Genomic DNA, 20,094 nt, shown 5'->3' on the forward strand with positions numbered 1-20,094 from the left:
CCCCAAAGCTTCCGGGTAGTGTCCGGCGATGGAACCCTTTGCACCCTACGCCTGTAAGCCGGAAGAAAGCCGTGGCCGTCGCTACCCTGAAGAGGAAAGCCGGATGCGGACTGTTTTTCAGCGCGACCGTGACCGCATCATTCATGCTTCGGCGTTTCGGCGGCTGAAATACAAAACCCAGGTTTTCGTCTATCACGAAGGCGATCATTATCGAACACGGCTGACCCACAGTCTTGAAGTGGCGCAGATTGCGCGCGCCATCACCCGTACCCTGCGGCTGAACGAAGATTTGGCGGAAGGCCTGGCCCTGGCCCATGACATTGGCCATCCGCCCTTTGGTCATGCAGGCGAAGCGGGGCTTAACGAGGCGATGGCGGCCTATGGTGGTTTTGACCACAACGCCCATACGCTTCGCATCCTCACCAGTCTTGAACGGCGTTATGCGGAATTTGACGGGCTGAACCTCACTTGGGAAACCCTGGAAGGGGTTGTGAAGCACAATGGGCCACTGACCGGCCCAAAGGCCACCGCAGGCCAGACCGTGCCGGGTGAAATAGCGGATTACATCCGCGTGCACGATCTGGAAATTGAAACGTTTCCGGGCCTTGAGGCGCAAATTGCCTCTCTTTCGGATGACATCGCCTATCACAGCCACGACCTTGACGACGGCCTGCGCGCCGGCCTTTTCACTGTGGACGAGGTGGCAGACGTGCCGCTTGTCGGCCCGGTGGTTGCCGATGTGCGTGCGCGTTATCCTAAAATCGAGGTCCAGCGTCTGGTTCCCGAGACCATTCGACGGCTGATCGACCGCATGGTGCAGGACCTGGTCGCAGAAACAAAACGCCGGTTGCAAAGCGCGCGTCCGGAAAACGCCCAGGCCATCCGCGAACTCGATGCGCCGGTCGTCGCCTTTTCCGGGACAATGGAAAAGGACAATCAGGCCTTAAAGGCGTTTCTCATGCGGCGCATGTACCGTCATTACAAAGTCAACCGGATGGCAAGCAAGGCACGCCGTATTGTGAAAGAGCTTTTTGGGCTTTTTATCTGTGAGCCGGGATGCCTGCCGACGGAATGGCAGGTGAACATAGAGACGTTGGATAAATCGGCAAAGGCGCAGCTTGTCCTTGATTACATTGCCGGCATGACGGATCGTTTCGCGTTAGAGGAACATCGGCGGCTTTTTGACAGTTATGCAAAAATAGAATGAACCTTTTCAAATACTTTCAGGCAGAAGTTCTAAGAGTTGTTGAAGAAATGACGGTCGCTGGCGAGCTGCCATCAGGTCTGGATTCGACAAAAATCGTGGCCGAACCGCCGCGCGAGGCGGCCCATGGCGACGTCTCGACGAACGCGGCTCTGGTTCTAGCCAAGGCGGCGGGGAAAAAGCCACGGGAGCTGGCCGAGCGCATTGCATTGCTTCTCGCGGAAAACACGATGGTGGCGGCTGTGACGGTGGCCGGTCCCGGCTTCATCAATCTGCGGCTTACGGAGTCCTTTTGGTGCGAGCGTCTTGGCGAAATTCTCTCGGAGGGCACGGGCTATGGGGATTCGGATTTTGGCCAGGAAGCGCACGTAAACGTTGAATATGTTTCGGCAAATCCGACCGGTCCTATGCATATCGGCCATGGGCGCGGGGCCGTCATTGGCGACGTTTTGGCGTCGCTTCTTGAGAAAGTCGGTTATCGCGTTACCCGCGAATATTATATCAACGATGCCGGTGCCCAGATCAACAAGCTGGCTCAGGCCGTCTATTTGCGGTATCGCGAATTTCTTGGCATTGCGATTGGCCCCGATGCCTTTGAAGATTCCTATCCCGGCGATTATTTAAAGCCGGTGGCTGAGAAGCTGGCTGAAAAATATGGCCGGGAATGGGTCGATGCGCCGCCGGAGACGTGGCGTCCGGTCTTTCGCGATTTCGCGATCGATGAGATGATGGCGCTCATCCGTGAGGATTTAAAGGCACTTGGCATTGTTTTCGACCGCTTTTCTTCGGAACGCGTCCTTGTCGCCGAGGGCGGTGTGGACGCGGCCCTGCAAAGCCTTGAAGCCAAGGGCCTGGTTTATGAGGGCGTCCTAGAGCCACCCAAAGGAAAACTTCCAGACGATTGGGAAGCCCGGCCGCAAACACTTTTCCGCTCAACGGATTTTGGAGATGATGTCGATCGGCCGTTGAAGAAATCCGATGGCAGCTGGACCTATTTCGCCACCGACATTGCCTACCATCTGGACAAGTTTCAGCGTGGGTTTGCTTCGATGATTGACGTTTGGGGCGCGGATCATGGGGGCTATGTCAAACGCATGGTGGCGGCGGTGGCGGCGATTACGGACGGTCGCGGCGCTCTGGATGTGAAGCTGTGCCAATTGGTCAGTCTGCTTGAAGATGGCGTGCAGGTGAAAATGTCGAAGCGGGCCGGTACGTTTGTCAGCCTTCGCGAGGTTGTGGACGAGGTCGGCAAGGACGTTGTCCGCTTTATCATGCTGACACGTAAAAACGACGCCCCGCTGGATTTCGATACCAGAAAAGTATGTGAGCAGACCCGGGACAATCCGGTCTTTTACGTCCAATACGCCCATGCGCGCGCCAAATCCGTGCTTCGCCACGGGAAGGAAAAATTTCCGGACATGGACCTTGGCAAAATGGCCCTTGCCGGGGCGGCGCTGAACCGGCTGACGGCAAAAGGGGAGCTTGCGCTTATTCGCAAGATGGCGGATTGGCCACGTCAGGTGGAAATGGCGGCCCGCTTTCATGAACCCCACCGGATTGCCTTCTACCTTTACGACCTTGCCAGCGAATTCCACGGATTGTGGAACCAGGGCAACGAGGACGCCGATCTGCGCTTTCTAATAGCCGAGGATTCAGAGCTCTCCCGGGCCCGGCTGGGGCTGGTTTTGGCGCTGACCCTTGTCATTGCGTCGGGCCTGGAAATCTTTGGCGTCGCACAGGTAGAGGAGATGCGCTGATGGCCGTGGCAAAGCATTCGACGACCCGGCCGCCATTTTTCATGCGGCGTGGCGTTTTGGGCTTTTTCGCGGCTCTTGCCGCTTTTGGGATGTTTGCTGCCGTCGTTTTGGTTGCGTATGAGGAAAATATAAGATCCGGCGACGTCATCGTGCCGATTGTGCGGGCCGAAAAGGGTCCGATCAAGATACGCCCAGAAACGCCCGGTGGCATGACCGTGCCATTTCAGGACAAGCTGGTCTATGACCGACTTTCCGAGACGGCAGAAGGGGCGGAGAAGACGCACCTGTTGCCGCCCCCGGAAACACCTGTGGCATTGCCAAAAGCGCCTGCGGCATTGCCAAAAGCGCCTGCGGCATTGCCAAAAGCGCCTGCGGCGGCTCCAAAAGCGCCTGCGGCAGCCCCAAAAGCGCCTGCGAAAATAGCAGATAGCGTAACTGCCGGTGAGGTGCCGCCGAAGACGGAGCTTTTGCGCCGTTTGGAGATGGAAACGCCGCCTGTGAAGTCCACACCGGCATTGGCGAAGCCAAAGGCATTGGCCAAACCGAAACCTGCAAATGCGGCGTCTGAACAGACTCTTCGCATACAGATTGCGTCCCTGCGATCCGAACAGGCAGCCCGTGACCAGTGGGCACGGCTGCAAAAAGCCCATGGCGACCTTTTCGGGCCACTGGCCCTTCATGTGCAGCGGGTGGATTTGGGCGGGCGAGGGATTTTCTTTCGTCTGCAGGCGGGGCCGCTGGCCGGCGTTGCGGCGGCAAAAGCGCTCTGCGCGACACTTCAACAACGCAAGCTGGGGTGCCTGCTTGTCCGCCCCTGATCGAACCGCTGCAAAAGCGCTTGTTCTCGGATGTCGTGGTTTGGTCCTTGAAGCGGACGAGCGGCGCTTTTTTTCCGAGGCTCAGCCCCTCGGCTTTATCCTTTTTGCACGCAACTGCGCCACGCCAGCCCAGTTACGCGCCCTGGTTGCCGATTTGAAAGCCAGCGTCGGGCGCGCGACGGCCCCGGTTCTCATCGATCAGGAAGGGGGGCGGGTCTGTCGGCTGCCGTCGTCCCATTGGCGGGTGCCACCACCGGCGGCGCGATTTGGTGCCCTTGCCAGAACGGACGCCGCAGCGGCATCTCAGGCCGTATGGTTGAATGCGCAGCTGCTGGCGGGCGAACTTCTCGACCTTGGGGTCACGGTGGATTGCGCGCCGGTGCTGGATCTGCCGACATCGCAGGCAGACCCGATCATCGGGGATCGTGCCTTTGGGGTTGATGCGGAGCAGACGGTCGTCCTCGGTCGCGCTATGTGCGAGGGGTTTCTTGCTGGCGGCGTCCTGCCGGTGCTGAAGCATATTCCCGGCCATGGCCGCGCCAGGGTCGATAGCCACAAGGCGCTTCCAGAAGTGACGGCGGACGGCAGCGAGCTTGCGGCGGCAGATTTCCTGCCCTTTTGCGCCCTTGCCGACATGCCGCTGGCGATGACGGCCCATATTGTCTATCGGGCATTCGATCCCAAAACGCCGGCCACGCTTTCGAAAACCGTCGTTCAGGAGATTATTCGCGGGCAAATCGGGTTCGATGGGCTTTTGCTGACGGACGACATTTCGATGAAGGCACTGGAAGGCGGGCTGGCAGATCGTGCCCGGGCGGCCCTTGAGGCAGGTTGTGATGTGGTTTTGCATTGCAATGGGCGCCTTGAGGAAATGGCGGTTCTGGCTGCGGCGGTTGGTTCTCTTACGCCAGACGCGCAGGCACGGTTCGCGCGCGCGGAAGCGATGCGGATGGCAGCGAAGGTGGACGCGGATATGGATGACGTAAGGGCACGCCTTGCGGAATGTCTGGGCGAGGCGTGATGGAAGAAGAAGCCGCAAGTATCTTTTATACCGCGTCCGTATGGGTGCTGCCGATCCTGCTGGCAATTACGCTGCATGAAGCGGCCCACGGCTTTGTCGCGCTTCGCTTTGGCGACGATACCGCCTTGCGCGCCGGGCGTGTCACGTTGAATCCGTTCCGTCACGTTGATCGCTTTGGCACGCTGTTGCTGCCGGCGCTGTTGCTGCTCGTCCATTCGCCGATCCTGTTCGGCTACGCAAAGCCGGTGCCGGTCAATTTTTCCCGTCTGCGCCATCCAAAACGGGACATGATCTGGGTTGCCGCGGCGGGGCCTGGAATGAACCTTCTGCTTGCTCTTTGTGCCGCCCTAGCCTTCCACCTCCTTCCGATTTTTCCGGAAACAAGCCAGGATTGGCTGGCAGCAAATTTTGAAAATGCAATATTTATCAATGTGATATTAGCTGTTTTTAACATGCTGCCTCTGCCGCCTTTGGATGGTGGCCGGGTGGCAGTCGGATTGTTGCCCCACATGCTGGCGGTGCAGCTGGCGCGGTTGGAGCGTGTGGGCATTCCGATTCTTTTGGCATTTCTTTTCATTTTGCCGATGCTTGGAAACGCAATCGGCGTTAACCTGAACCTGTTCTCCTGGCTGGTGCTTGTCCCGGCCGAAAAGGTGCTTCGCGTGATTGTTGTTCTTGCGGGGCTAGGGTAGGGGTTGGAGCTGTTGGTTACGGAAGAAAGGTTCGAAGCGTCGCCGGTCGTTAACGCGGACGGCCAGTTTGTCCTGAATTTGAGCGGGTTCGAAGGCCCGATCGATGTTCTGCTGACGCTGGCGCGCGAACAAAAGCTCGACCTTGCCCAGATTTCAATCCTGGACCTGGCCAACCAATATCTGGATTTCATGATGCATGCGCGTCGTGAACGCCTTGAACTGGCTGCTGATTATCTGGTGATGGCGGCATGGCTTGCCTACCTGAAATCGAAATTGCTGCTGCCGGAACCGGAAGAGGACGGGGAAGAGGCAACCGCCGCGCAAATGGCCGAGGCATTGGCTTTCCAATTGCGCCGTCTGGAGGCGATGCAGGCGGCCAGTCAGCAATTGTTTGAACGGCCGCAATTGGGACAGGACATTTTTGCTCGGGGGGATCCGGAAGGCATTACGGTCATTGGAACTTCTGTCTACGTTCTTTCGCTGCACGATCTGCTGCGAAGCTATGGTGATACCCAGAAGCGCGAGGCGGTCGGTGCCCTTCACATCGAAGCGATGGGCCTGTTTTCGATGGAAATGGCCCTTGAGCGTCTTTCCAGCATGCTGGGCGCAATGCCCGATTGGCAAACGCTGATGACGTACCTGCCAGACGTACCGGAAGGCGGCATTCGCCTGCGCTCTGCGATTGCCTCGACTTTTTCGGCGAGTCTGGAACTGGCGCGCGTCGGCAAAGTCGAACTCCGCCAGGAACAAAATTTTGGCCCCCTCTATATTCGCAAGGCGACAGACGCAAAATGACCACTGGCTTGAATCAACCTTCCCAGGACGATGGAAATGAAACAACCATTGGCCTCAATCCACATTTACGCATTCTTGAAGCCGTTCTGTTTGCGGTCGCGGAACCCCTGGACAACAAAACGCTGGCTCAACAATTGCCAAACGATGTTGATCTGCCGAGCCTTCTTGAAACGTTGCGCCGGGCCTATGCGAACCGGGGCGTCACCCTGGTTCAGGTTGGCGGCAAATGGGCCTTTCGCACGGCGCCGGATCTGGCCGGGATGCTTCGGATCGAAAAAGAGGTAAAGCGCCGCCTTTCCCGCGCGGCAAAGGAGATGTTGGCAATCGTTGCTTACCATGCGCCGATCACACGCGCCGAAATCGAAGAGATTCGAGGCGTCGCCTTGAGCCGGGGCACCCTTGACCAATTGCTGGAGGCGGAGTGGATACGTCCGATGGGGCGGCGGCAGACGCCGGGTCGTCCGATGACCTGGGGGGTGACGGACGACTTTTACAGTCATTTTGGCCTGTCTGGCCACGATGATCTGCCTGGCATTGAGGAGTTGAAGGCGGCGGGCCTGTTGGATCAGCGACCGGCGATTTCTATCTATGCCGACCGGGCGGGCGAGGAAAGCTTGTTGCCGGATGAAGACGCGGAAATGTCGGATGAAGACGCGGATGGAGAAGAAAACGCCGTGTTGGCACCTCTTGAGGTAGAGGAAGATCCGTCTGCCCCATAGAGGCCAAGGGGCTGGGCGTTGCGGATGGTGCACATTTCTGGCATGATCCTGGTAGTTTTGATCTCGAAACCCTTTTTCGAAAATTAGGAGTCCTTGGATGGGCGGCATTGGCATTTGGCAGATCGTTCTGGTCTTGGCGATCGTTCTGATTCTCTTCGGGGCAGGGAAATTGCCGAAAGTGATGGGAGACTTGGCGAAGGGGGTAAAGACCTTCCGTTCCGGCCTTAAAGATGAGGAGGGGGGGGGCTCGACAAGCGTCGCATCGACTTCTCTGGAGCAGGATAAATCCTCTACCAGTCCGGCCTCAAAGGTCGTCGGCGAGAAGGACGACGCCGTCAAATCTTAACTGGCTTTCCCAGCGCCATGAACGCGATCCGGGTTCCCAGGATTACAAGAAATGTTTGATATCGGTTGGCCGGAACTGGCCTTGGTCGTCCTTCTGGCAATCCTCGTGATTGGACCGAAGGAATTGCCGTTGGTGCTGCGTACCCTTGGTCGGTGGGCGGGCAAGGCGCGTGCGCTTGTCCGTGATTTTCGTAGCAGCCTTAATGAGATCGCGAAGGAAGCCGAATTGGATGAATTTCGCCGCATGGCTTCCGGCGATATGAGCGAAAAGGCAATTGAACCCGGCTCGACAGACGAAAAAGCGCGTCCCGCGAGCGATTCTTCCGTAAACAGGCCTTCGGGTGGCACGCGTGGAGAATGAGAAAAAAATGCCGTTGCTCGGTCATCTGATCGAGCTTCGCAACCGTCTCATGTGGTCGGTTGGAATTCTCTTCATCACGTTTATTGCCTGCTATACCGTTGCCGAGGAAATCTTCGCCTTCCTGGTGAGCCCGCTTGCGGAAATCTATGGGACAGGGACGGGGCGGCGGCTGATCTATACGGGCTTGGCCGAAGTCTTCTTCACCTATGTAAAAGTCTCTTTTTTTACGGCCCTTTGCATTTCCTTTCCGATCATCGCAACGCAAGTCTGGGCCTTCGTTGCGCCCGGGCTCTATCGCGATGAAAAGAAGGTGTTTATGCCGTACTTAATTGCGACGCCGGTTCTTTTTATCGTGGGGGCGGCGCTCGTCTATTACGTTGTTATTCCACTGGCCTGGGAATTTTTTCTAACCTTCGAGACGACGGACACGGTAAGTGGCCTGCCGATCCAACTGGAAGCGAAGGTGAATGAATATCTAAGCCTGGTCATGAAATTAATCTTTGCCTTTGGGCTCTGTTTCCAGCTTCCGGTGCTGTTAACGCTGCTTGCGCGGGTCGGTGTGGTCACTGCGGCGGGCCTTGCAGCCAAACGAAAATACGCTCTGGTCGGGATTTTTATTGCGGCCGCCGTGTTGACGCCACCCGATCTTATTAGCCAGGTGAGCCTGGCCTTGCCGGTGCTCCTGCTCTATGAGATTTCAATCCTTTCCGTCCGTCTGGCCGAAAAACGTGCCCGGGTACGGGCAGACGATGGACCTTCCGATGATGCCTGATTGTGGACGCGATAGCATTTTGCCCCCTATAAGGTGGTCTGGCGCTGCAACCATTGGATTTCCATGTTCGATCTAGCCTGGATTCGGGAAAACCCTGATGCTTTCGACCAAGGTCTGGCCCGGCGTGGCGTTGCGCCACAGGCGGCGGGTGTTCTCGACCTCGATCAGCGGTGTCGCGCCGCCCAAACTGCACTTCAGGGGCTTCAGGAAAAGCGGAAAACGCTTTCCAAGGAAATCGGCCTTGGCAAGCGGGACGGCACCGATACGGCGGCGCTGGAAGGTGAGGTTGCGGGGATAAAGGATGCGATGACGTCGCGTGAAGTGGCGGCCCGGGAACTGGGCGAAAGCCTTACCGGCCTGCTTGCAGGGCTTCCCAATTTGCCAGCTGAGGACGTGCCCGACGGTACCGATGAAGCGGCAAATGTAGAGATAAGATCATTTGGCAAGAAGCCGGACTTTCCATTTAAAACAAAAGAACATTTTGAATTGGGGGAAGCGCTTGGCCAGATGGACTTTACGGTTGCCGCCAAGCTTTCGGGCGCGCGTTTTGTCGTGCTTTCGGGTGCGTTGGCGCGGCTTGAACGGGCACTTGCCGCCTTCATGCTTGACCTTCATACCCAGGAATTTGGCTACCTTGAGGTAAGCCCGCCCTGTCTGGTGCGCGAGGAAGCCCTGTTCGGTACCGGCCAATTGCCGAAATTCGGGGAGGATCTGTTTCATACGACCGACGGTTACTGGCTGCTGCCGACGGCGGAAGTGGCGCTGACCAATCTTGTGGCCGGCGACATCGTTGACGCGGAGGCCCTGCCGCTGCGCTATGTCGCGCTGACGCCCTGTTTCCGCTCGGAGGCGGGGGCGGCTGGCAAGGACACGCGCGGCATGATCCGCCAGCACCAGTTTAACAAGGTCGAACTTGTCAGCATCGTGCATCCCGATCAGTCGGACGCGGAACATGCGCGCATGACGGCGGCTGCGGAAGAGGTGCTGAAGCGCCTGGAGCTTGCGTACCGCGTCGTCACTCTGTCGGCGGGGGACATTGGGTTTTCTGCACGCAAGACCTATGATTTGGAGGTCTGGTTGCCGGGTCAGGGCTGTTATCGCGAAATTTCCAGTTGCTCGAATTGTGGCGACTTTCAGGCACGGCGCATGAAGGCGCGATTCCGCTCCAAGGGCGAAAAGGGTACGCGTTTTCCTCACACGCTGAACGGCTCGGGTCTGGCAGTTGGCCGCACATTGGTGGCGGTTCTTGAAAACGGCCAGCGCGCCGATGGTGGCATCGACATTCCCCAAATATTGCGCCCCTATCTTGGTGGCATGAAGGAGATCGCGCCGAATGTTTGATGCGCCGCTTGATCTCAAAAACGCACGCATACTTGTTACAAATGACGACGGCGTTGAAACCCCCGGCATTGAATTGCTGGAAAAGATTGCACGCGGTTTCTCAGACGATGTCTGGGTGGTGGCGCCGCGATGGGACAATACGGGTGCCGGGCATTCCATCACCTTCAACACCCCGTTTCAGGTGGAAGAGATCGCGCCGCGCCACTTTGCCGTTCACGGCACGCCGACGGATTGTGTGTTGCTGGCCTGCAAGGAACTGCTTGCCGACAAGAAACCAGCGTTGTTGCTTTCCGGGGTAAATCCGGGGCCGAATCTGGCAGAGAACGTAACCTATTCCGGCACCATTTCGGCGGCGTTCGAGGGAACGCTTCTTGGTGTGCCATCGATCGCGTTCAGTGTGCATGGAATGCCTCCCTATTGTTGGGAAACCCCGGCCCGTTTCATCGGGGATATTATTCGCAAGGCCGTTTCCGTGCCTTGGCCGAAAGATGTTCTTATCAATGTCAACTTTCCCAATGTGCCTGTAGCTGAAATCACGGGAATTTTTGCAACCCGCCAGGGGCGCAGCAAGCTGGAACAGCGCATCACGCGGGAGGACGGCGCTGATGGCAAGGTGACGTACAGGATGGATTGGATTCTTCCAAATTTTGCTAGGAACGATGGCGTTGTGCCGGAAACGGACATCGAAGCGATCGGGAACAATGCTGTTTCCGTTTGCCCACTTAGCCTGGACTTCACCGATGAAACGCTGATCGACAATTTAAAACGGGTGCTTGATTGACGGTTGACCCGCGGCAGATACGTCTGCTTATGGAGCTGCGTCAGGGAGGCATTCAGGACATCGCGGTGTTGGCGGCCATCGAAAAAACGCCGCGCCACCTCTTCGTGCCGGATAATTTTCAAGAAGAAGCTTACAAAAACACGGCGCTTCCCATCGAGTCGGGCCAGACGATCAGCCAGCCGCAGGTTGTGGCGATGATGACCGAGGCCTTGGCGGCCGATAAACGGCTTCGGGTGCTTGAAATCGGCACCGGTTCTGGCTATCAGACGGCGGTGCTGGCCAAACTCTTTCGCCGCGTCTACACGGTCGAACGCCATCACAATCTTCTGAAGAGGGCGCAAGCCCGCTTTGCGGAGCTTGGCCTGCACAACGTTACAACCCGGCTTGGTGACGGCGCGCTGGGGTGGCCGGAGCAGGCCCCCTTTGACCGTATCCTGGTAACGGCCGGTGCCGTGGAAATTCCGTCCACACTTCTTGATCAGCTTCGAATCGGCGGCATCCTGGTTATACCGGTCGGTGCGACTGGCAATGAGCAATGCCTTCAGTGCATCCGCAAGGAAGAAGATGGCATCCATGCGGAAAACCTTGGGCTTGTCCGCTTTGTCCCGCTTGTCAAAAAACCGCCTGTTCGTTAGAGAAAAAGGCGGGTTTACGGTTGAAGCTCCGCATGCCCCCACCTAGTATTTGGAAATTGGCACCGGGGCGAATGGGGGATGCGCATGGGCCGTAACCTCTTGCAAAAAGGATGGCAGGCGGTCGCGTTGCTGGTGGTCACGCTGGCATTTTCGGGTTGCAGCGAACCCTGGATTACCGGCAAGGCCATTGGCTACTCGCTGTCGCAAGCCTCGCCTGTTTCTGGAAAAAATGGTGTCACGGTGCGTAAGGGGGACACCGTTTACGGGATTGCGCGTCGTCATGGCGTCACAATACGCGCGCTTATCGATGCGAACGGTCTTCGACCGCCTTACACGCTCCGGGTTGGTGGGAAGCTTAAACTTCCAGGGCGTCAGACCTATATTGTACGGAAAGGGGACACCGTTTACGGCATCTCGCGCAAATTGGGGACCGACATGCGCGACCTGGTGCGACAAAATGGAATCCGCTCGCCTTACCGAATTACCGTTGGTCAAGAATTGCAGTTGTCGCAGAAGGGCGCGCGCGACGCGGCTGCTTCCTCTGCAAAGACAAAGAAAAAGCGGCGTTCGTCTGCTTCTTCCAGGGTGACGAAGCCGCCCCCGCGGCAAAAAGGTAATTTTCTTATGCCGGTTAAAGGAAAGCTCCTGGCCGGGTTCGGTCCAAAATCGGGCGGTCTGCACAATGACGGCATCAACATTTCAGCCCCGCGAGGGACGCCGGTCCGGGCAGCGGAAAATGGCGTTGTCGTCTATGTTGGCAATGAGCTTCGAGGCTTTGGAAATCTCCTGCTTATCAAGCACGCGAATGGCTGGGTATCGGCCTATGGGCATACGGATGGGTCGCTTGTAAAGCGCGGCGACGTCATCAAACGGGGGGAGCAGGTGGCGAAAGTTGGAAAATCGGGCAATGTCGATCAGCCACAACTGCACTTCGAATTGCGGCGCGGTGTCCGAGCCGTCAATCCCTTGCGCTATCTCACCAGTTCTTTGCGTGAGAAAAAGGAACGTGTTCTAGCGAAGCTGCTTGCCCAGGCGTCCGGCTAGATCCTGGATGAACTGCCAGGCTACCCGGCCTGATCGCGCGCCACGGGTCATGGACCATTCCAGCGCTTCGGCACGAAGCGTTTTTTCAGGTATATCCAGCCCATAATGCTTTGCATAGCCCTCGACGATTTCGAAAAAAGTGGGCTGATCGCAATTGTGGAAGCCGATCCAAAGCCCAAAGCGGTCGGAAAGGGAAACTTTTTCGTCGACGGATTCGCCGCCATGAATTTCGATGGAACGCGTGTTTTCGATCATTTCCCTGGGCATCAGATGACGGCGGTTCGAGGTGGCATAAAAGAGAACGTTCTCTGGCCGCCCTTCAATGCCACCCTCCAACACCGCTTTCAGGGATTTATAGGCGGCGTCCTTGCCGTCGAAGGAAAGGTCGTCGCAGAAAAGAATAAAACGCCCCTCGTTTTTCCGAAGACGCGTCAGCAGGCGCGGCAACGAGGCGATTTCCTCGCGATGGATCTCGACCAGCGTTAAGGCGCTACCGTCTTCCTCGGCCCGCAAGGTGGCGTGCACCGCCTTTACCAGTGAGCTTTTTCCCGTTCCCCTGGCACCCCATAGCAGCGCATTGTTGGCCGGATATCCCTTTGCGAAGCGGCGCGTGTTTTCCAAAAGCAGCCGCTTTTGGGTGTTGATGCCGCAAAGCAGGTCGATTTCGATGCGGTTGACGGTGGCCACGGCCTCCATCTCGCCAGGTTCCGCGTGCCAGACGAAGGCATCGGCCCCATTGATGGGGGGCGACGTGTGTTTTACCGGGGCCATTCGTTCCAGCGCATCGGCTATTCTGTGGAGCAGCGTCTCAAGGGGGTGGTCCATCTTCTTGTCCCGGCATGATTTTCGGTTTTGGCCCGCTGGCCCAGGCAATTATAGACGATCGGCAGGCGGCGAGGGAACAGGTGCGCGGGCCGCCCGTTTTAATGGCTTTGAAAAGCGCTGCTTTCCAAGGCAGTGGCAGCACAGTATGATCCGCGCAAACCGAAGCTTTTTAGGGAAAGTCCGATGTTGATTTCACCAGCACTAGCGCAAACCGGGGCCGAGCCAAGCGGGCTTGAAATGTTCCTGCCGCTTATTCTTATTTTCGTCGTCTTTTATTTCCTGCTTATCCGGCCACAGCAGAAAAAGGCGAAGCAGCACCGAGACATGGTCGGAACCCTGCGCAGGGGGGATCGGATCGTAACTGGCGGCGGTATTCTTGGCACCGTTGCGAAAATCGTTGACGATGGGGAAGTTCTGGTCGAAATCTCTGAGAACGTCCGCGTTCGTGTGGCCCGGGCGACGATTGCGAATGTTTTGTCAAAGCCGGAACCGGCGGCAAACGACGACAAAAAGAAATCCGATTAGGAAACGTCGCTAGGAAACGTCGCACAATCCTGTTCCCCCGCTCGGTGGTCGAATGATCTATTTCGCAAAATGGAAAGTTGCTCTGATTCTCGGAATCTGCTTTTTTGGCGTCGTTTTTTCGATGCCAAACCTGTTCCGGGAAGAAACACTTGAGGCTATGCCAGACTGGCTGCCTCATAAGAAGATCAACCTTGGACTGGATTTGCAGGGCGGGTCGCATCTGCTTCTCGAAGTCGAGGTTGATGCCGTCATTCGCGAACGCCTCGAATCCATTGTCGATAGCGTGCGCGTGACCCTTCGCAAGGCACATGTCGGCTATAAAAATCTTGGTGTTGACGGGAATCGGGTTACCTTCCGTCTCGTTGAAAACGCTGACCTTTCGAAAGTCCGGGAACTGATTGAAAAACTGGATGCGGATACGGTTTTCTCGGAAGGTGACGGCCAGATAAGACTTACCTATACGGACAAAGCGCTTGCTGAGCGCAAGCGGCTTGCCGTCGAGCAGTCGATTGAGATCGTTCGCCGCCGCATTGATGAAACGGGCACGCGGGAGCCGACAATCCAGCGTCAGGGAACGGATCGTATCCTCGTCCAGCTTCCAGGCGTGGAGGATCCGGAACGCATCAAGAAGCTTCTTGGCAAGACCGCCAAAATGAATTTTCACCTTGTTGATCTGACAACGACAGTAGAGGAAGCGCGTGCCGGGCGCATTCCGCCGGGTTCCATGCTGTTGCCCTCCGATGATGTCGGTGCCGATGGTCGGCCCACCCCCTACGTTATCCGCAAGCGCGTGATGCTTGCGGGCGATACGCTGGTGGATGCGCAGCCAACCTTCGAAGATGCCCAGCCGGTTGTTTTCTTTAAATTTGATTCGCTGGGGGCTAGAAAATTCGGAGAAATCACAAAGAACAATATCGGCAAACCCTTTGCGATTGTCCTGGACGGCAAGGTGATCAGCGCACCGGTGATCCGTTCGGCGATTTTGGGGGGAAGCGGCATCATCAGCGGCAGCTTCACCGTGCAGCAAGTGCAGGATCTGGCGCTACTGCTGCGTGCCGGTGCGCTTCCAGCCCCTCTGACAATTCTTGAGGAACGGACCGTTGGGCCCGGGCTTGGGGCCGATTCCATTCGCGCAGGCAAGATTGCCTGCATCCTCGGCCTTGTGCTTGTCCTTATCTTTATGGTGGGGATTTACGGGCGCTTCGGTTTAATGGCAGATGCGGCCCTTGTGGTAAACGTCATGCTGCTTGCAGCGGCGCTGTCGCTCTTGCAGGCGACGCTTACCCTTCCCGGAATTGCGGGCATCGTGCTTACCATCGGGATGGCGGTGGACGCCAATGTGCTTATTTTCGAGCGGATTCGCGAAGAAGCCCGCGCCGGGCGTACGCCAATCTCGGCGATTGATTCCGGCTACCGGCGGGCGCTGACGACGATTATCGACTCGAATTTAACGACGTTTATTGCAGCGGTGCTTCTTTTTCTGTTTGGGTCCGGGCCTGTGAAAGGTTTTGCGGTCACCCTTTCCATCGGTCTTCTGACGTCAATGTTTACGGCAATGATGGTGACGCGGTTGATCATGGTGACCTGGCTTCGGCGCACCAAGCCAACAAAATTGCCAATATAGGGATGGGTATGTTTCGTCTTCTCCCCGATAAACCGAATTTCGAATTTCTTCGCTGGCGCCTGATTTTCTTTGCGCTGTCGGCGGTGCTGATGTTGGCCTCAATCACGGTCTATTTTGCCAAGGGGCTGAATTACGGAATCGATTTTGAAGGTGGCGTCCTTGTTGAAGTGCGCACACCAACACCTGCGGACCTTGGCAGCATGCGGGCGACGCTTGGTGATTTGGGGCTGGGCGAGGTTACGTTGCAGGAGTTTGGTACGCCGACGGATGTGCTTATTCGTGTGCAGAAGCAGGAGGGGGGCGAAGCGGCCCAACAGCGCGCCGTTGAAGCTGTGCGCAATGCCCTTGGCAAGGACGTTGAATACCGGCGTGTCGAATTTGTAGGCCCGAAAGTTGGCAGCGAGCTTATTCGTGCCGGGGTTACGGCCGTTCTTCTGGCGATCGTTGCGATGCTGATTTACATCTGGTTTCGCTTCGAGTGGCAATTCGGCATCGGTGCTGTTCTTGCGCTGAGCCATGATGTCCTGGCGACGATCGGGGTTTTTGCCTTCTTTCAGTTCGAATTTAACCTGTCGACGGTTGCTGCCATTCTTACGATTGCCGGTTATTCCATTAACGATACCGTCGTCGTTTACGATCGTGTCCGCGAGAATTTTCGAAAATACAAACGAATGCCTCTGGACCAGCTTTTCAACCGCAGTATTAATGAAACGCTTTCGCGCACGGTCAGGACCAGCGCGACGACGTTGCTGGCGCTGTTCGCATTGTATTTCTTCGGCGGTGAGGTGATTTCCGGGTTCAGCTTCGCCATGATTTTCGGCATCGTTGTCGGGACCTATTCATCCATTTGCATCGCGGTGCCGCTGCTTCTTTACATGAGCCTTGGCCGGGATGCTGGCATGGGCGGCAGAGAAACGGCTGAGGAGACGCCGTAAGGAGCCGACCTGGTGGATATTACGCCCCTGGTTCCTGGAAGCCTGAAGGTTGTTCAAGGCTATGGCGATTGCCGCTTTCGCATAAGTGGCAAGGTGCATGAAGGCAGCGTGCTGATCTTTCCCGAATTTGTGGTGAGCTGGGACGTGGTGGATGTTTCCACGACGGCCCTTATGGCATTGGTGCCGTTGGTTGCAGAGACAGAAATCGAGTTGCTGTTGCTTGGCACCGGCAAGACGGCCTTTTTCTTGGAAAAGACGTTGCGGCAGGCTTTCCGAGAACATGGCATCGCCCTTGAGGGGATGGACACCGGCGCGGCGTGCCGGACCTACAACGTGTTGGCCACAGAGGGACGGCGCGTTGCTGCGGCGCTGATCGCCGTCGACTAAAAAGCCAGACAAAAAAAACGGGGCGCCGAAGCGCCCCGTTTGTATTCCCTGAAAAATAATCGCCTTAATAGAGATTCTGCGCCGCGACCATGGCGTAGAGCATTGGGATCGAAAGTGCGGTGTTGATCCGCGATGTCAGCATGGCGATTCGCGCCGAGGCTGCTTTCTCCTCGTCGCTTGCCGGCACGATGCCAATGGCCCGTTTCTGGTTTGGCCAGATGATGAACCAGACGTTGAAGGCCATGATCAGGCCCAGCCACATGCCGATGCCGATGGCGGTCTGCTGGACATTGCCGCTTTCCATGAGACCAAGCGTCATCGCGTCGTGGAGGTAGCCGCTACGCCCTGCCAGCATAAGTCCGAAGACAATGGTGGCCAGCGCGGACCAGCGAAACCAGAAAAGCGCTTTCGGTGCGATATGTTTTCCGATCGCGGGTTTCAATTCTGCCGGCAAACCCTTTGCAACGGGGATTTGGACAAAGTTGAAATACCACAGAAGACCGATCCACATAAAAGCGCTCAGTACGTGAAGATAGCGGACGAAGAAATCCACCCAAGAAGCGTTGAAATATTCCATTTCCATCCTCTACGTGCTGGCTAGAGATTGTTGAGTGCGATGACCATCAGAACTGTTAGCACGACCCCTAGAAGGACCGTTCCGGTAAGTGATTCGAGAATCTTCATGTTTACATTCCCTCTCGACAAAAATCTGCCAGTCTTTGCAAATTAGAATTGTTCGAACTATAGCTCGTCGGGCCGGTGGCGAAAAGAAATTGTTGCCGACCTTGTTTTTCGCCTTATTCCTCGACGATTACCGTGATGACCTTTGAAACGATCGGCGGATCATGGGGGGTGTGGTTGTGATCGCCAAGCAGAAGTTGCAGGCGATGGACTCCTGGGGAGAGCGTGATCGCCGTTTCCGTTTGCCCACCACCGAAATGCCGGTGTTGCTCGTCCTTTGGAATGGACTGGTCAAGGGGCGGCAGGCCGGTGTCGATCAGAAGGTGGTGATGCCCGCTTTGGGTTTGCTCGATTCCGGCGGGAACGATTTGCACGCCTCGCGCTCCAAAGGTTATCTTGAACGTGCCTTTCACGGTGGTCCCGTCCGTCGGTGCGATAAAGAAGACCTCGCCAACGGATTCCTTTTGTGTTGGCATGGACATGACAACGATGGCGACGACCGCAGCAATCGCAGCAAGTATGATCAGGTTTCGCTGCATGGCGAATATCTCCGTCTGGATGATTTGATCGTTTTTCAGTGGATGCTGGTTAGCCTAGAAAACTCATCACCTGCTGGCAAATGGTAAAAGATAAAACCCTCTCCTATTGCGCGGTCCGGCTTCGCCAATTTGATCGCGACCGTTATCTTACCGCGCTTTTTGCACCACGAGAACGGCGCGACGCTCTCTTTGTTCTCTACGCCTTCAATCTTGAAATTGCGCGCATCGCGGAAGCGACGACGGAACCCTTGATCGGCGAAATGCGGCTGCAATGGTGGCGGGACGTCATCGCTGACGCCTATGGGGGGAAGGTTCGACATGGGGATGTTGTTGCCAAAAGCCTGGGAGAGGTGATTGCCGCCTATGGCTTGACGCGACGCCATTTCGACCGATTGCTGGAGGCGCGCGCCCTTGATGTGGAACGTCGTCCGCCAGCCTCTCTTGAAGAATTGAAGGTCTACGCAGAGGCAACGTCGGGTGGCCTGCAACGCCTTGCGCTTGAAATCCTAGGCGTTGGCGAACACTCAGGCGCCGCCCGGGCGGCATCGGCGATTGGCATTGCCTGGGCGTTGACTGGCCTGCTTCGTGCCGTGCCCTTTCATGGCCGCGCCGGGCGGCTTTACCTGCCTGGCGATCTGATCGCCGCCACCGGCATTGCACCCGACGCCCTTCCTCTGGGCCAATCGACCCCGGCGATGACGGCTGTTGCCAAAAGCCTTGCCGAGGCGGCACGTTCGGCGTTGCACCAGGCCAGGCAAAGGAAACGTGACATGCCGGGTGACGCGCTTCCGGCCTTGATGCTGGGGGCATTGGCCGACCGTTACCTGGCCAGGATTGCAAAGGCGGGTTATGACCTTTTCGATCCCCGGGTGGCCGCGCCGCCGCCATTTCGCGAGGTGGGGCTTTGGCTGCGCGCGCGGAAAGGAAATTATTGAACCCCTATTTGGTAGCGGGATGCGATGCGGCAAGCCAGCTGTCCAAATCGTTGAGCGCACGCTGGGACAGCGCGCTTCTGCGCTCTTTCTTTGGCATTTTTTCTTCAAGGGGTGGAAAAAGTCCGAAATTGATGTTCATCGGTTGGAAGGTCGCCGCTTCGGCACCGCCGGTAATGTGGTCAAGCAGCGCGCCCAGGGCCGTCGTCGGCGGTGGCGGCGGCGTTGACGTTGCCCCTTTCGCAGCCATGGCGGCAAAACGACCGGCGAGAAGGCCGATGGCGGCGCTTTCCACATAGCCTTCGACGCCTGTGATTTGTCCGGCAAAGCGTAAATGGGGTGCCTTTTTCAGCCGCAGGCTTTTATCCAGCAGCTTTGGACTGTTCAGGAAGGTGTTCCGGTGAAGCCCGCCAAGGCGTGCAAACTCGGCCTTTTCCAGGCCCGGGATTCTGCGAAAGATATCGACCTGCTCGCCATATTTGAGCTTCGTCTGGAAGCCGACAAGGTTGTAGAGAGTGCCAAGGGCGTTGTCCTGGCGCAATTGCACGACCGCATAGGGCTTTTCGTCGCAATGGGGATTTGTGAGGCCGACCGGCTTCATGGGGCCAAAGCGAAGGGTTTCAGGCCCACGGGCGGCCATGACTTCGATGGGCAGGCAGCCTTCGAAATAGGGAGTGGTCTTTTCCCACTCGCGAAATTCGGTCTTTTCCGCAGCCAGCAAGGCCGCGATAAAGGCCTCATAGCCGGCCCGGTCGAGGGGGCAGTTGATGTAATCGGCGCCCTCTCCTTTGTCGTAGCGCGATTGAAACCAGGCTTTTTCGAAGTCGATTGTCTCGCGGGTAACGATGGGGGCGATGGCATCGAAGAAGGCGAGGGCTTCCTCGCCGGTCAGCGCGGCTATCGCTTTCGCAAGGGGGGCTGATGTTAGTGGGCCCGTGGCGATGATGACGGATTCCCACGCTGCGGGCGGCAATTCGGTGATTTCATCCCGGCAAAGGGTGATCTGCGGTGTTTCTGCGATGGCTGCCGTGACGGCCTTGGCAAAGCCTTCGCGGTCAACGGCCAAGGCCGATCCGGCGGGTACGCGGTTGCGGTCGGCGGCATCAAGGATTAACGAGCCGGCACGCCGCATTTCCTCGTGGAGGAGGCCAACGGCATTGGCGCTGGCGTCGTCCGAACGAAAAGAGTTCGAACAGACAAGCTCGGCAAGATCCGAAGATTGATGAACGTCCGTTGTCTGCTTGGGCCGCATTTCGTGAAGCTGGACGGAGACGCCGGCACGCGCCAATTGCCAGGCGGCCTCGGCTCCGGCAAGGCCGCCGCCGATGACGTGGACTTCCTTCATGGGTAAATTTCCTTCC

General features: G+C 57.3%; 23 protein-coding genes. 19 read left to right on the forward strand and 4 right to left on the reverse strand.

All coding sequences use genetic code 11. The features are described from left to right. The first annotated feature begins 28 nt into the window (after positions 1 to 28). The 14 genes from COA65_05865 to COA65_05930 all read left to right on the forward strand — a co-directional run bounded on the left by COA65_05865 (position 29) and on the right by COA65_05930 (position 12,285). Positions 29 to 1,207, forward strand: coding sequence for a deoxyguanosinetriphosphate triphosphohydrolase (locus tag COA65_05865; GenBank protein PCJ59584.1), 1,179 nt, complete (start codon positions 29 to 31; stop codon positions 1,205 to 1,207). After that, positions 1,204 to 2,961 carry an arginine--tRNA ligase gene (locus COA65_05870; GenBank protein PCJ59585.1) on the forward strand — a complete coding sequence of 586 codons (1,758 nt, stop codon included), beginning with the start codon at positions 1,204 to 1,206 and terminating at the stop codon, positions 2,959 to 2,961. The genes COA65_05865 and COA65_05870 overlap by 4 nt, the downstream gene beginning before the upstream one ends. Continuing rightward, positions 2,961 to 3,779, forward strand: coding sequence for a hypothetical protein (locus COA65_05875; GenBank protein ID PCJ59586.1), 819 nt, complete (start codon positions 2,961 to 2,963; stop codon positions 3,777 to 3,779). The genes COA65_05870 and COA65_05875 overlap by 1 nt, the downstream gene beginning before the upstream one ends. Then, positions 3,766 to 4,800, forward strand: a complete 1,035-nt coding sequence (locus tag COA65_05880) for a beta-N-acetylhexosaminidase (GenBank protein ID PCJ59587.1) — start codon at positions 3,766 to 3,768, stop codon at positions 4,798 to 4,800. The genes COA65_05875 and COA65_05880 overlap by 14 nt, the downstream gene beginning before the upstream one ends. Then, positions 4,800 to 5,492, forward strand: coding sequence for a site-2 protease family protein (locus COA65_05885; GenBank protein PCJ59588.1), 693 nt, complete (start codon positions 4,800 to 4,802; stop codon positions 5,490 to 5,492). Before COA65_05880 ends, COA65_05885 begins: the two co-directional genes overlap by 1 nt. 9 nt (positions 5,493 to 5,501) lie before the next feature. Further along, positions 5,502 to 6,287: a segregation/condensation protein A gene (locus COA65_05890; GenBank protein PCJ59630.1), complete on the forward strand. Its 786-nt coding sequence runs from the start codon at positions 5,502 to 5,504 to the stop codon at positions 6,285 to 6,287. Beyond that, on the forward strand, positions 6,284 to 7,006 hold the full coding sequence (scpB, locus tag COA65_05895; protein ID PCJ59589.1) for an SMC-Scp complex subunit ScpB: 723 nt from the start codon (positions 6,284 to 6,286) through the stop codon (positions 7,004 to 7,006). Before COA65_05890 ends, scpB begins: the two co-directional genes overlap by 4 nt. Before the next feature lie 97 nt (positions 7,007 to 7,103). Beyond that, positions 7,104 to 7,352 carry a twin-arginine translocase TatA/TatE family subunit gene (locus COA65_05900; GenBank protein ID PCJ59590.1) on the forward strand — a complete coding sequence of 83 codons (249 nt, stop codon included), beginning with the start codon at positions 7,104 to 7,106 and terminating at the stop codon, positions 7,350 to 7,352. A gap of 51 nt (positions 7,353 to 7,403) precedes the next feature. Then, the gene (tatB, locus tag COA65_05905; protein ID PCJ59591.1) at positions 7,404 to 7,712 is read left to right on the forward strand and encodes a twin-arginine translocase subunit TatB; all 309 of its coding nucleotides are present in this window, start codon (positions 7,404 to 7,406) and stop codon (positions 7,710 to 7,712) included. A 7-nt stretch (positions 7,713 to 7,719) separates the two neighbouring features. Continuing rightward, entirely contained in the window at positions 7,720 to 8,484 is a 765-nt protein-coding gene (gene tatC, locus COA65_05910) for a twin-arginine translocase subunit TatC (protein ID PCJ59631.1), read from the forward strand. A 63-nt stretch (positions 8,485 to 8,547) separates the two neighbouring features. After that, positions 8,548 to 9,825, forward strand: a complete 1,278-nt coding sequence (locus tag COA65_05915; GenBank protein ID PCJ59592.1) for a serine--tRNA ligase — start codon at positions 8,548 to 8,550, stop codon at positions 9,823 to 9,825. Then, positions 9,818 to 10,606, forward strand: a complete 789-nt coding sequence (locus COA65_05920) for a 5'/3'-nucleotidase SurE (protein PCJ59593.1) — start codon at positions 9,818 to 9,820, stop codon at positions 10,604 to 10,606. Before COA65_05915 ends, COA65_05920 begins: the two co-directional genes overlap by 8 nt. After that, positions 10,603 to 11,241 (forward strand): protein-L-isoaspartate O-methyltransferase, encoded by a 639-nt coding sequence (locus COA65_05925; GenBank protein ID PCJ59594.1) that lies wholly within the window; start codon positions 10,603 to 10,605, stop codon positions 11,239 to 11,241. Before COA65_05920 ends, COA65_05925 begins: the two co-directional genes overlap by 4 nt. A 78-nt stretch (positions 11,242 to 11,319) precedes the next feature. Continuing rightward, positions 11,320 to 12,285 carry a peptidase M23 gene (locus COA65_05930; protein PCJ59595.1) on the forward strand — a complete coding sequence of 322 codons (966 nt, stop codon included), beginning with the start codon at positions 11,320 to 11,322 and terminating at the stop codon, positions 12,283 to 12,285. On the opposite strand, the gene COA65_05935 is transcribed toward COA65_05930, so the two are convergent. After that, positions 12,253 to 13,110 carry an AAA family ATPase gene (locus tag COA65_05935; protein ID PCJ59596.1) on the reverse strand — a complete coding sequence of 286 codons (858 nt, stop codon included), beginning with the start codon at positions 13,108 to 13,110 and terminating at the stop codon, positions 12,253 to 12,255. The two genes, COA65_05930 and COA65_05935, sit on opposite strands and share 33 nt — an antisense overlap. 183 nt (positions 13,111 to 13,293) lie before the next feature. On the opposite strand from COA65_05935, the gene yajC reads away from it, so the two are divergent. The 4 genes from yajC to COA65_05955 are packed head-to-tail and all read left to right on the forward strand — an operon-like array spanning position 13,294 to position 16,581. After that, positions 13,294 to 13,635, forward strand: coding sequence for a preprotein translocase subunit YajC (yajC, locus tag COA65_05940; GenBank protein PCJ59597.1), 342 nt, complete (start codon positions 13,294 to 13,296; stop codon positions 13,633 to 13,635). Between the two features lie 52 nt (positions 13,636 to 13,687). Next, positions 13,688 to 15,259 carry a protein translocase subunit SecD gene (gene secD, locus COA65_05945; protein PCJ59598.1) on the forward strand — a complete coding sequence of 524 codons (1,572 nt, stop codon included), beginning with the start codon at positions 13,688 to 13,690 and terminating at the stop codon, positions 15,257 to 15,259. 2 nt (positions 15,260 to 15,261) lie between these two features. Then, positions 15,262 to 16,194, forward strand: a complete 933-nt coding sequence (gene secF, locus COA65_05950; GenBank protein ID PCJ59599.1) for a protein translocase subunit SecF — start codon at positions 15,262 to 15,264, stop codon at positions 16,192 to 16,194. A 12-nt stretch (positions 16,195 to 16,206) separates the two neighbouring features. Beyond that, the gene (locus tag COA65_05955; GenBank protein ID PCJ59600.1) at positions 16,207 to 16,581 is read left to right on the forward strand and encodes a hypothetical protein; all 375 of its coding nucleotides are present in this window, start codon (positions 16,207 to 16,209) and stop codon (positions 16,579 to 16,581) included. 64 nt (positions 16,582 to 16,645) lie between these two features. Here the strand turns inward: COA65_05955 and COA65_05960 are convergent, their stop codons facing one another. Then, the gene (locus COA65_05960) at positions 16,646 to 17,164 is read right to left on the reverse strand and encodes a hypothetical protein (GenBank protein PCJ59601.1); all 519 of its coding nucleotides are present in this window, start codon (positions 17,162 to 17,164) and stop codon (positions 16,646 to 16,648) included. A gap of 214 nt (positions 17,165 to 17,378) precedes the next feature. After that, a complete protein-coding gene (locus COA65_05965; protein PCJ59602.1) occupies positions 17,379 to 17,801 on the reverse strand; it encodes a rod shape-determining protein RodA in 423 nt (140 codons plus the stop codon). Between the two features lie 80 nt (positions 17,802 to 17,881). On the opposite strand from COA65_05965, the gene COA65_05970 reads away from it, so the two are divergent. Beyond that, complete coding sequence (locus COA65_05970; protein ID PCJ59603.1) at positions 17,882 to 18,736, forward strand: phytoene synthase; 855 nt, start codon at positions 17,882 to 17,884, stop codon at positions 18,734 to 18,736. Positions 18,737 to 18,740: 4 nt separating this feature from the next. Here the strand turns inward: COA65_05970 and COA65_05975 are convergent, their stop codons facing one another. After that, positions 18,741 to 20,078 (reverse strand): methylenetetrahydrofolate--tRNA-(uracil(54)-C(5))-methyltransferase (FADH(2)-oxidizing) TrmFO, encoded by a 1,338-nt coding sequence (locus tag COA65_05975; GenBank protein ID PCJ59632.1) that lies wholly within the window; start codon positions 20,076 to 20,078, stop codon positions 18,741 to 18,743. Between the last annotated feature and the right edge of the window lie 16 nt (positions 20,079 to 20,094).

The organism is Rhodospirillaceae bacterium (assembly GCA_002746255.1).
In the GTDB taxonomy this organism is placed as follows: Bacteria; Pseudomonadota; Alphaproteobacteria.

Bases quoted from the DNA above. Each gene is read 5' to 3' on its own strand.
- COA65_05865 (PCJ59584.1), top strand. From the start codon at position 29: ATGGAACCCTTTGCACCCTACGCCTGTAAGCCGGAAGAAAGCCGTGGC.
- COA65_05870 (PCJ59585.1), top strand. From the start codon at position 1,204: ATGAACCTTTTCAAATACTTTCAGGCAGAAGTTCTAAGAGTTGTTGAA.
- COA65_05875 (PCJ59586.1), top strand. From the start codon at position 2,961: ATGGCCGTGGCAAAGCATTCGACGACCCGGCCGCCATTTTTCATGCGG.
- COA65_05885 (PCJ59588.1), top strand. From the start codon at position 4,800: ATGGAAGAAGAAGCCGCAAGTATCTTTTATACCGCGTCCGTATGGGTG.
- scpB (PCJ59589.1), top strand. From the start codon at position 6,284: ATGACCACTGGCTTGAATCAACCTTCCCAGGACGATGGAAATGAAACA.
- COA65_05900 (PCJ59590.1), top strand. From the start codon at position 7,104: ATGGGCGGCATTGGCATTTGGCAGATCGTTCTGGTCTTGGCGATCGTT.
- tatB (PCJ59591.1), top strand. From the start codon at position 7,404: ATGTTTGATATCGGTTGGCCGGAACTGGCCTTGGTCGTCCTTCTGGCA.
- tatC (PCJ59631.1), top strand. From the start codon at position 7,720: ATGCCGTTGCTCGGTCATCTGATCGAGCTTCGCAACCGTCTCATGTGG.
- COA65_05915 (PCJ59592.1), top strand. From the start codon at position 8,548: ATGTTCGATCTAGCCTGGATTCGGGAAAACCCTGATGCTTTCGACCAA.
- COA65_05920 (PCJ59593.1), top strand. From the start codon at position 9,818: ATGTTTGATGCGCCGCTTGATCTCAAAAACGCACGCATACTTGTTACA.
- COA65_05930 (PCJ59595.1), top strand. From the start codon at position 11,320: ATGCGCATGGGCCGTAACCTCTTGCAAAAAGGATGGCAGGCGGTCGCG.
- COA65_05935 (PCJ59596.1), bottom strand. From the start codon at position 13,110: ATGGACCACCCCCTTGAGACGCTGCTCCACAGAATAGCCGATGCGCTG.
- yajC (PCJ59597.1), top strand. From the start codon at position 13,294: ATGTTGATTTCACCAGCACTAGCGCAAACCGGGGCCGAGCCAAGCGGG.
- secD (PCJ59598.1), top strand. From the start codon at position 13,688: ATGATCTATTTCGCAAAATGGAAAGTTGCTCTGATTCTCGGAATCTGC.
- secF (PCJ59599.1), top strand. From the start codon at position 15,262: ATGGGTATGTTTCGTCTTCTCCCCGATAAACCGAATTTCGAATTTCTT.
- COA65_05960 (PCJ59601.1), bottom strand. From the start codon at position 17,164: ATGGAAATGGAATATTTCAACGCTTCTTGGGTGGATTTCTTCGTCCGC.
- COA65_05965 (PCJ59602.1), bottom strand. From the start codon at position 17,801: ATGCAGCGAAACCTGATCATACTTGCTGCGATTGCTGCGGTCGTCGCC.
- COA65_05970 (PCJ59603.1), top strand. From the start codon at position 17,882: ATGGTAAAAGATAAAACCCTCTCCTATTGCGCGGTCCGGCTTCGCCAA.
- COA65_05975 (PCJ59632.1), bottom strand. From the start codon at position 20,078: ATGAAGGAAGTCCACGTCATCGGCGGCGGCCTTGCCGGAGCCGAGGCC.